Source organism: Streptomyces sp. T39, assembly GCF_008042045.1.
In the GTDB taxonomy this organism is placed as follows: domain Bacteria; phylum Actinomycetota; class Actinomycetes; order Streptomycetales; family Streptomycetaceae; genus Streptomyces.
The window spans coordinates 1112352-1122239 of sequence record NZ_RDBP01000012.1; the positions used below are offsets into that span (position 1 = coordinate 1112352).

6 protein-coding genes, 1 tRNA gene and 2 pseudogenes are annotated in these 9888 nt (G+C 72.8%); 5 read left to right on the forward strand and 4 right to left on the reverse strand.

What is annotated here, in order from left to right; translation table 11 throughout:
• Nucleotides 1–116: pseudogene (locus EAO77_RS41245) on the forward strand (hydroxyurea phosphotransferase); the annotation flags it as partial.
• Between the two features lie 16 nt (nt 117–132).
• Here EAO77_RS41245 and EAO77_RS05870 read toward each other — a convergent pair.
• Nucleotides 133–1065: pseudogene (locus tag EAO77_RS05870) on the reverse strand (aminoglycoside phosphotransferase family protein); the annotation flags it as partial.
• A 66-nt stretch (nt 1066–1131) separates the two neighbouring features.
• Here EAO77_RS05870 and EAO77_RS05875 point away from each other — a divergent pair.
• Nucleotides 1132–2523: an NAD(P)/FAD-dependent oxidoreductase gene (locus EAO77_RS05875; protein WP_147987021.1), complete on the forward strand. Its 1392-nt coding sequence runs from the start codon at nt 1132–1134 to the stop codon at nt 2521–2523.
• Nucleotides 2524–2584: 61 nt separating this feature from the next.
• Here EAO77_RS05875 and EAO77_RS05880 read toward each other — a convergent pair whose 3' ends face one another.
• Entirely contained in the window at nt 2585–4582 is a 1998-nt protein-coding gene (locus EAO77_RS05880; protein ID WP_261993813.1) for a restriction endonuclease, read from the reverse strand.
• 465 nt (nt 4583–5047) lie between these two features.
• Nucleotides 5048–5124, reverse strand: a tRNA-Thr gene (locus EAO77_RS05885).
• A gap of 177 nt (nt 5125–5301) precedes the next feature.
• Here EAO77_RS05885 and EAO77_RS05890 point away from each other — a divergent pair.
• The 3 genes from EAO77_RS05890 (at nt 5302) to EAO77_RS05900 (ending at nt 7957) form a co-directional block, all read left to right on the forward strand.
• The gene (locus EAO77_RS05890) at nt 5302–6429 is read left to right on the forward strand and encodes an ABC transporter ATP-binding protein (protein WP_147987023.1); all 1128 of its coding nucleotides are present in this window, start codon (nt 5302–5304) and stop codon (nt 6427–6429) included.
• 243 nt (nt 6430–6672) lie between these two features.
• The gene (locus EAO77_RS05895) at nt 6673–7095 is read left to right on the forward strand and encodes a hypothetical protein (RefSeq protein WP_147987024.1); all 423 of its coding nucleotides are present in this window, start codon (nt 6673–6675) and stop codon (nt 7093–7095) included.
• Between the two features lie 139 nt (nt 7096–7234).
• The gene (locus EAO77_RS05900) at nt 7235–7957 is read left to right on the forward strand and encodes an NDP-sugar synthase (protein ID WP_147987025.1); all 723 of its coding nucleotides are present in this window, start codon (nt 7235–7237) and stop codon (nt 7955–7957) included.
• 163 nt (nt 7958–8120) lie between these two features.
• On the opposite strand, the gene EAO77_RS05905 is transcribed toward EAO77_RS05900, so the two are convergent.
• On the reverse strand, nt 8121–9803 hold the full coding sequence (locus tag EAO77_RS05905; RefSeq protein WP_147987026.1) for a DoxX family protein: 1683 nt from the start codon (nt 9801–9803) through the stop codon (nt 8121–8123).
• Between the last annotated feature and the right edge of the window lie 85 nt (nt 9804–9888).

The window sequence follows — 9888 nt, forward strand, 5'->3', positions numbered from 1 at the left end:
TCGATCTGCTGACCGAGGCGCTCGGGCTCGACCGGGAGCGTGCGCGGGCCTGGACGCTGGGCCGGGTGCTCCAGAACGGGCTGTGGGCGTGCGAGGGGGCGGGGGACGGGCCCGTCCGGCTCGCCGCGCCAGCAGCGTCCGGGCGACGGACACCAGGGCCGCGTCGAGCCGGACGGGCCCGTCCCCCGCCCCCTCGCACGCCCACAGCCCGTTCTGGAGCACCCGGCCCAGCGTCCAGGCCCGCGCACGCTCCCGGTCGAGCCCGAGCGCCTCGGTCAGCAGATCGAAACGCCAGAGCACGTCCTGCGGAGCGAACCGGTTCCAGAGCGCCGGCATCAGCTCGAACCCCGGGTCCCCCGCGAGCGGCTTCGGGTCGATGGCGAGCCACGGCTCCCGCTCCCCTGCCAGCACGTTGTCGAAGTGCAGGTCCCAGTGGAGCAGCCGGTCCCCCGGCTCCCCCGCGACCTCCCGGACCGCCGCGGCGCAGTCCAGGAGCAGCCGCCGCTCCCCGTCGCCGGCCGGCAGCGGCACGGTGTCCGCCACCCGCTCCAGCATCCGGTCCGTAAGGTCCGAAAGCCGCCGCAGCCCCGCGGGCGCAGGCACCGCCGACAGCCGCGCCAGCAGCCCCGCGAGCGTCCGGGTCGCCGCGCGGGCATCGGCCACCGAGGACAGGTGCCGGCCCGGGACCACCCGTTCCAGCAGCAGCGTCCCGGTGTCCGCGTCGTGCTCCAGCAGCAGCGCGGCCCCGTCGCCCGCCCAGGTCCGCAGGGCCAGCCACTCGCCCTCGGTCTCCTCGTCACGCCCCTGGAGCTTGAGCATCGCGGGCGTACCGTCGGCACGGACCACCGGCAGCACCAGCGACACCCGCCCGTGCAGCGAACGCCCGTCGATCCGCAGCCCCCATCGCGCCAGGAACTCCTCCGCCCGGCCGGGCAGCTCCGCCACCAGGGCACGGCCGGACTCCTCGCCGTACGACAGCAGGGAGGCGACCAGCTCACGGGGGATCTCGATCACCCGGCGATCGTACGGACCACCTGTCGCGGGCCGCCGACGGGCGCAGTACATTCCCGCCACGCGCACACGTTCGCCGCCACCGGGCGGCGCAGGACCGGCAGGGAAGCGGCGATCCACATGAACACCGTCAACGGCGGCATATCGTTCTGGTACGCACAGGACGGCACGCCCGCTCCCCGCGAACCCCTCCCCGGCGACACGTCCGCCGACGTCTGCATCGTCGGCGGCGGATACACGGGCCTGTGGACGGCGTACTACCTGAAGAAGGCCGTCCCCTTCCTCAACATCACCGTCCTCGAAGCCCGGTTCTGCGGCTACGGCGCCTCCGGCCGCAACGGCGGCTGGCTCTACAACGGCATCGCCGGACGCGACCGCTACGCCAGGCTCCACGGCCACGAAGCGGCGGTCCGCCTCCAGCGGGCCATGAACGACACCGTCGGCGAGGTCGTCCGCGTCGCCGACGGCGAGGGCATCGATGCCGACATCCACCGGGGCGGCGTCCTGGAGATCGCCCACACCCCGGCCCAGCTCGCCCGCCTCAAGGCGTTCCACGCGGTGGAGATCGCCTTCGGGGAGAAGGAACGCGAACTCCTCGGCGCCCGCGAGACCGCCGAGCGCATCCGCGTCACCGGCGCGGTGGCCTCCAGCTGGACCCCGCACGGCGCACGCCTGCACCCCGTCAAACTGGTCAAGGGCCTCGCGGCGGCCGTCGAGGCGCTCGGCGTCACCGTCCACGAGTCCACACCGGTCACCGAGATCCGCCCGAAGCACGCCGTCACCCCGTACGGCACCGTCCGCGCGCCGTACGTCCTGCGCTGCACCGAGGGGTTCACCGCCTCGCTCAAGGGGCGGCGCCGCACCTGGCTCCCCATGAACTCCTCCATGATCGTCACCGAGCCGCTGCCCGAGTCCGTCTGGGCGGAGATCGGCTGGGAGGGCCGCGAGGCCCTCGGCGACATGGCCCACGCCTACATGTACGCCCAGCGCACCGCGGACGGCCGCATCGCCATCGGCGGCCGGGGCGTCCCCTACCGCTTCGGCTCGCGCACCGACAACGACGGCCGCACCCACCCGGCCACCGTCGAGGAGCTGCGCGAGATCCTCGTCCGCTTCTTCCCCCGCCTCGCGGGCACGGCCGTCGACCACGCCTGGTCCGGCGTCCTCGGCGTCCCCCGCGACTGGTGCGCCACGGTCACCCTGGACCGCTCCACCGGCCTCGGCTGGGCCGGCGGCTACGTCGGCTCCGGCGTCGCCACGTCCAACCTCGCCGCCCGCACCCTGCGCGACCTCATCCAGCAGGACTCCGGCCAGTCCGGACCCACCGACCTCACCGCCCTCCCCTGGGTCGGCCACAAGGTCCGCACCTGGGAACCGGAACCCCTGCGCTGGCTCGGCGTCCGCACCCTCTACGCCGCCTACCGCCACGCCGACCGTCGCGAATCCACCACCCACACCCCGACCACCGCCCGCCTCGCCACCTGGGCCGACCGCATCTCGGGCCGCCACTGAGCCGAGGCACGGCCGGGCGGCACGGGGGTCCCCTGCCGTCGCCGCCCGGCCTGATTGCGGGTCACGCCACCTCGATACCGAAGTCCCCCACCAGCTCCTCCAGTCCTCCGGTGTAGCCCTTGCCGCCGAGCACGAAGTCCCAGTCACCGCTCGCCCGCCGCCGGAACGAGCCGAGGACCAGGGCCGTCTCGCCGGGCCGTCCGTCCGACACGACCAGCCGGTCCAGCTCCGTACCGGAGGCATCCCGCAGCCGGATTCCGGCGTCCGTGAAGCTCGCCAGGTCGGCTTCCGGGTTCACCTCGGGGTCGATCGCCGCGACCAGCACCAACCGATCTGCAGCGGACGGCAGTTGATCGAAGGCGACCCGGATCGCCGCCCGGTCCCCAGCGAAGGACCGCATCATCCGAACCGACCCCTCGGGCGTCGCGTGGTTGTTGAAGAACACGAAGTGTTCGTCCCCGAGCACCTGTCCGCCCGCGCAGACCAGCGCACAGACGTCCAGGGCGACGCCACCGTGCCAGGACATCCCGAGGACGTTGAAGTCCTCGTCGAAGGTCTCCTCGTCCGAGCCGTCCGAGCCGTGCGCCGCCTCCGGCTCCGGGCCCTGGCCCGCCGTCCCGGAGCGGCCACGGGACGGGCCCGTACCGTCCCCGAGCCGTCCCCGGAGACCGTGCGTGTGCAGCAGTTCCACCAGTTCCGCGCCCGAGACCAGGGTCAGCGGCTTGCCGTTGGCAAAGGTGTAGGCGCCCGGCCCGAACCCCGAGGTCGTGACCAGAACACCCTTGTTGGCACCACCCGCCTGTACGGTGCCGAACAGCTCGCGGACCGCCGCCACAGGCACCGTCCTGCGGTATCGCTTGACCTGCACGACGATCTTGCCGCCGCTGATGGGATCGGGATCGACGGCGTCCACGTCGACCCCGCCGTCGTTCGAACGCTGCGTCGTCATCGCCTGGAAGCCTCGGGCGCGGAACAGCTCGGCCACTAGGCCCTCGAAGGCGATCGGGTCCATCGCAAGGAGATCCGGCTCCTCCCCGTCCCCGTGGGACACCACCCCGGAACCGACCTGCGCCGGAGAGCGGACGGGCTGCACCGCGACGCGCTGGTCGGGGCGGGCCGAGAGGTTGCCGCCGAGCCCGCCGGTGAGACAGTCCACCGCGCTGACCAGGGCGAGGTTCACGAGCTGGAACGCCGCCCGGCCGACCGACAGGGAGGCCACGACGACCCTGCCGGCACGGCCCGTGGCCGGGTCCACGTCATCGACGAAGCCGTTGAGCACGACACCGTCCAGAACGCGCAGCTCGTCGGCCGCGAACAGTTCACGCACGGCCAGGAGCACGCTCTGGGCCAAGACGTCCCGGTACAGAGCCCGCCGCTGGGCGGCCGGCCGGGGCACCACCTTCTCCTGGTCCGTCCCCACCAGGTAGCGCACCCCCTTCGCCTCCGGCACCACCTGGAAGGCCGGAAGCTCCCAGTCGAGGACGAGCTGCCGGGCTGCCCGGTCGTACGCGGCCGAGACCTGGCGCGGGAAGCCGTCCGGCCAGGCGGCGGACGAGTAGAGGGCGGCCGAGAAGTACTCGACGACGGTGTCCGGCTCGCCCGCGCGCAGCGCCCGCACCATGTCCGCTATCCCGGCGTTGTGCGTCCTGATCTCCGCGAGGCGGGCCGACGCCCACGCCTCGTACTGCCCGCGGTAAGCCTCCAGGTCAGCGAGCCGCCTGGCTTCGGCCGCCTGCGCCGCGTACCAGTCCTGCTCGAAGCGCGCCCGTGCCTCCTGCTGCGCCTGCGCTCTGCCGGCGGCGGTCCACGCGCCCCCGTGGGCCTGGTACCGGTTGGGATCGGGCATCACCACGGGCTGCGCGAGTGCCCCCGGGGCGAACGGTTCGACGCTCTCCTCCCGCCGCAGGGTCTCCGTCCGGAACGGAGCCGCCGTACACCCCTCGGCCAGCAGTCCTTCCAGCGCCGCGACCTGCGCGTCGATCTCCTGCGTCCGGGCCAGCACCTCCTGCTCCCGCCGACCGCGGTAGGCGGCCCGCTGTTCCCGGTGCATCCGCGCCATGTCCCGCGCATGCTCCCGCTGTCTTCGGTCGTGCTCACGCTGCTGCCGCAGCACTGCCAGTTGCTGGGCCTCGCGCTGCCGCTGCTGCTGGCGCTGCGCCTCAGCCCACGACGAGATCAACCCACCTGAACGCCGCCCCATCCGACGCACCTCTCCCCAGGTCCTCCGAAACACCCCCGTAGTACTCAAGTCTCGCGGACAGAAAGGATGTTGGTCACACTTTCGACGAGACTCCGGCAACGCCGGACGCCTGGAGCCGACACGGACGGACACGCCTGACGATCGGGGTGCTCGGCACCAGCACGATGGTTCACCTGCGGTGGTGGCGGTGGCCGGGCCTCCGCGGTGTGGCAGCGGCGTCGGCTGCGTCGCCCATCCCCACCACCGCCTCCGGTGGGTGATGCGGGGCACCCCGGACCTCATGTCGAAGGCCCCCGGTCCACTGGACCGGGGGCCTTCTCGCGCTGGAGCCCCCTGTCGGGTTCGAACCGACGACCCCCGCTTTACAAGAGCGGTGCTCTGGCCAGCTGAGCTAAGGAGGCAGCGAGAGCAGTGTAACCAACCCCCACACCCCGCCGGCCGAAAATTTCGTCGCCTGGCAACTGCTGACAGAACCCGGATCGCCAGGTAGCGTCACGGCAGGTTCACTCCGTTGGACTACACCACTCCCTTACTCGGATCGTCCGGCACGTTCCTGCCGGTGAAGGAGCAGCATCAGCATGGCTACAGTCACGTTCGACAAGGCGACCCGCGTCTACCCGGGTTCCGAGAAGCCCGCCGTCGACCAGCTCGAGATCGCGATCGAGGACGGCGAGTTCCTCGTCCTCGTCGGCCCCTCCGGCTGTGGAAAGTCCACCTCCCTGCGCATGCTCGCCGGGCTCGAGGACGTCAACGGCGGCGCCATCCGCATCGGTGACCGCGACGTCACGCACCTGCCGCCGAAGGACCGGGACATCGCCATGGTGTTCCAGAACTACGCGCTCTACCCGCACATGTCCGTCGCGGACAACATGGGCTTCGCGCTCAAGATCGCCGGCGTCAACAAGGCCGAGATCCGCAAGAAGGTCGAAGAGGCCGCGAAGATCCTCGACCTCACCGAGTACCTGGACCGCAAGCCCAAGGCGCTCTCCGGTGGTCAGCGTCAGCGTGTCGCCATGGGCCGTGCCATCGTGCGTGAGCCGCAGGTCTTCCTCATGGACGAGCCGCTGTCGAACCTCGACGCCAAGCTCCGTGTGTCGACGCGTACGCAGATCGCGTCCCTCCAGCGCCGCCTCGGCATCACCACCGTCTACGTCACCCACGACCAGGTCGAGGCCATGACCATGGGCGACCGTGTGGCGGTCCTCAAGGACGGTCTGCTCCAGCAGGTCGACTCGCCGCGCAACATGTACGACCGCCCCGCGAACCTCTTCGTCGCCGGCTTCATCGGCTCCCCCGCCATGAACCTGGTCGAGGTCCCGATCACCGACGGCGGCGTCAAGTTCGGCAACAGCGTCGTCCCGGTCACCCGTGAGGCCCTGGCCGCCGCCGGCGAGCGCGGCGACAAGACCGTCACGGTCGGCGTCCGCCCCGAGCACTTCGACGTCGTCGAGCACGGCGGCACCGCCGCGGGCACCCTCTCCAAGGACGCGCCGGCCGGCCTCGCGGTCTCGGTCAACGTCGTCGAGGAGCTCGGCGCCGACGGCTACGTCTACGGCTCCGCCCAGGTCGGCGGCGAGCACAAGGATCTCGTCGTCCGCGTCGGCGGCCGCAGCGTCCCGGACAAGGGCAGCGAGCTGCACGTCGTGCCGCGCGCCGGTGAGCTCCACGTCTTCTCCACGTCGACGGGCGAGCGCCTCAGCGACTGACGCGCCCCCTGACGGAAGGCGCCCGCGGCGCCGGTCACGGTGAGACGCAAAGCCGGGCCCCGCACCTCTCCAGGTGCGGGGCCCGGCCTCGTGTGCGGCGCGATGCCGGTCCGACAAATACCCGGCATCTCGGGGCACTTCACCCCAGGGCGTCAACACGCTAATCGAAAGAAAGCCCTGAATGATCACCCACGTGAGTGACTGAATGTCGCCAGGTCATCACCGCCCGCTACGCTCCCCCGTGTGACCCACACAGCCCGCCGCATCGGCCGCACCCTCGCCCTCGTCCTGCCCGTCGTCCTGGTGCTCTCCGGGACCCTCGCGGTCTCCACCGTTCCGTGGGCCGGGCAGTCGACCGAGTCGCAGATGCTCACCGCCTCGTCCGAGAACGTCTCCGTACGCGCCGCGTCCCGCGCCCCCCAGGACGTGCTGCGCGACAAGCTGCTCACCGAGCTCCAGACGAAGGACCCGGGCGTCGCGCTCACGTCCCTCCAGCGGGCGGTCGAGACGCGTCCGTCGCTCGCCCAGCACTGCATGGCGCTCGCCCGCGACCTCGGCCGGGCCGCCGTGGACCGCTACGGCCCGACGCGCGCCCAGCGCTTCTCCCGGCCGGTGTGCGACACCTCGTTCGCCACCGGTGTCTCCCAGCAGGCCCTGGGCCACTGACCCACGGCACCCGGGACCACCGGGGACCCGGGGAACCCCCGACGGCGCGAGCGCGCCGCACCCTGCCGGCACCGGGACCGGACCCGTCCACACGGGTCCGGTCCCCTTCCCGTTTTGGCCTGCACCTATCGTTCACGGCATGCATACGCCTACGCATCCGACGCAGGCCGTGGTCCTGGCGGGCGGCCAGGGCTCGCGGCTGCGCCCGTACACCGACGACCGCCCCAAGCCGATGGTGGAGATCCCCGGGACGGGGACGCCGATCATCGGCCATCAGCTGGCCTGGCTCGCCGCCGAGGGCGTGACCGACGCGGTCGTCTCCTGCGGCCACCTCGCCGAGGTGCTCCAGGACTGGCTGGCGGGCGCCGATCTGCCGCTGCGGGTGACGACGGTGGTGGAGACCGAGCCGCTGGGACGCGGCGGCGGTCTCAAGTACGCGGCGGCCAGCCTGCCGCACCCGGACCGCCCCTGGTACGCGACGAACGGCGACATCTGGACCCGTTTCTCGCTGCGGGAGATGGCCGAGTTCCACGCCGAACGCGATGCCGCGGCGACGCTGGCCCTGGCCCGTCCCCGGATCCCGTGGGGCGCGGTGGAGACCGACACCTTCGGCCACATCACCGACTTCATCGAGTCGCCCCCGTCGCCGTTCCTGATCAACGCGGGTGTCTACGTGTTCTCCGCGGAGTTCACCGGTCTGCTGCCCGACGTCGGCGACCACGAGCGCACGACCTTCCCCCGGCTGGCCCGCGACAAGCGGCTGGCGGGCTTCCCGCTGCCGCAGGGGGCGTACTGGCGCGCGATCGACACGGCGAAGGACCTGACCGAGGCCGCGAAGGAGCTCGCCGCCCAGGCACGGTGAATCCCTCCGGCACGGGGAGCCCTCAGGCACGGTGAACCCCTCGGCACGGACACGTGAGCCGAGGAGCGGACACGTCGGCCGAGGTGCGGACACGTGAGCCGAGGACGCACAGGAGGGTGGCACCGGAGAGATCCGGTGCCACCCTCCTCCCGTGTGACGCGGGTCAGCCCAGCAGGCCGCCGATGACCTTGCCGCCGTCGGAGCCGCCGCTGTCACCGCCGCCCGTCCCGGTGCCGGAGCCGCCCGATCCGCCGGTGCCGGGCGAGCCGCCCGTGGTGCCGCCGCCGGTGCCGGTGCCGGAGGCAGGGCCCGAATCGGTGGGCGGCGGCGGGGCCGGGCGGGAGTCCGTCGAGGGCTGCCCGGTGGTCCCCTGGGACCGGCCCGGGGAGCCGCCGGAGCTCTGCGTCTCGCGGGGGGCCTCCTGGGCGGGCGTCGACGCCTTGGACTCCGGTGTGGAGGAGCGCGTCGCCGAGGGGGTGGGGCTGTTCTTCCGGGCCGCGGGGCTGCGCTCGGCGCCGGACTCCTGCGGGAGCGGCGCGCCCGGCAGGTGGTTGGCCGGGTTCTGGCCGGGGCCGGGGACGGTGACCATCTCCGTGGAGCGGACCGCCCCGCCGAGCATGGAGCCGATGAGCATCGTCAGGCCGACGACCACGGCGGCGACCAGGCCGCCGCGGCGCAGGACCCGGTGCCTGAGGTCCCGGATGTCGGAGCGGGGCCCCAGCGTGCGCCACGCCTCGCCCGCGAGCCGGCCGTCGATGGAGTACACGGGCGCGCCCGCGATGATCAGCGGCGACCAGGCGGCGAGGAAGATGATGTCCGGCGCGTCGTAGACCGGGACGGTCCGCCAGCTCACGGTCAGGATCAGCGCGGCGGACAGCAGGGCGCCGACCACGGCCGCGACCCGCTGCCAGAGCCCGAGCAGGGTCAGCACACCCACGATGACCTGGAGGAACGCCACCGTCAGGCCCGATCCCACCGGATGCGCCAGGGCGAAGTCGCGCATCGGCTCGGCGAGGGCCCACGGCTCCAGCGAACCGAGCCACCGGACCATCGAGCCCCGCTCGCCGCCGTCGAAGTAGACGGGGTCGCAGAGCTTGCCCATGCCGGCGTAGACGGAGATCAGCCCGAGCAGGATGCGCAGCGGGAGCAGGACGACCCCGAGGTTCATCCGGCGGCCGGGGTAGTAGGCGTGCCGGGTGTGGTCCCCGGCCGCCCGGTGCCCCGTGGGCGCGCCGGTCCCGGCGCGCTCGTCGCCGTCGTCGGGGCTCAGGTCGTACGCGTGCGACGGCCCGTCGTCGTACGGCGCGCCGCCGTACCCGTGGTGCCCGCCGCCGTCGCGTCCGTAGGCCGGGGGGTCGTAGGCGCCGACGGCCTGCCGCATGGGCGGCAGCAGCGGCCGGTCCCGGTGCTCGGGGAGCACCGTGTCGGTGACCGCCGGGTGCTGGACGGTGTCGCCGGCGAGGTCGACGCGCGGGATGACCTGGGTGGAGCCGGTGCTGTACGGGTCGTCCTGCTCCAGGGTGGAGTTGCGCACGGCCTGGAGCAGGCCCGTGGCACCCACGTCCCCCGGCGCGGATCTGCCGCTCCACACGACGGGAGCCCTGCGCCGCACGACCCTGCCGGCCGCTCCTGCCGCGCCGGGCACTCCCGCGCCGCCGGCCGCGCCGAAGGGGGCGAGCCGCGCGGAGTCCGCCAGGTCGCGCGCGGGGCGCGCGCTCTGCCCGAGCTGCACCCGGAAGCTGGCGTGGTTGACGATGACCTGCGCGGGATCGCAGTGCACCTTGACCATGCTCAGCGCAGGCTGATCGTCGAACCCGGACCGGGGTGTTCTGGTGTCCACACTCATCTAACCGAGTGATGCGGGTTTAGGGCACGGCCCCGGGACGCTCTACGTGTCCGAGACCCGTCAAGAGCACCTTGTGTGCATTTTT

Coding starts and splice junctions, on each gene's coding strand:
- EAO77_RS05875 (WP_147987021.1), top strand. CDS start 1,132: ATGAACACCGTCAACGGCGGCATATCGTTCTGGTACGCACAGGACGGC.
- EAO77_RS05880 (WP_261993813.1), bottom strand. CDS start 4,582: ATGGCGCGGATGCACCGGGAACAGCGGGCCGCCTACCGCGGTCGGCGG.
- EAO77_RS05890 (WP_147987023.1), top strand. CDS start 5,302: ATGGCTACAGTCACGTTCGACAAGGCGACCCGCGTCTACCCGGGTTCC.
- EAO77_RS05900 (WP_147987025.1), top strand. CDS start 7,235: ATGCATACGCCTACGCATCCGACGCAGGCCGTGGTCCTGGCGGGCGGC.
- EAO77_RS05905 (WP_147987026.1), bottom strand. CDS start 9,803: ATGAGTGTGGACACCAGAACACCCCGGTCCGGGTTCGACGATCAGCCT.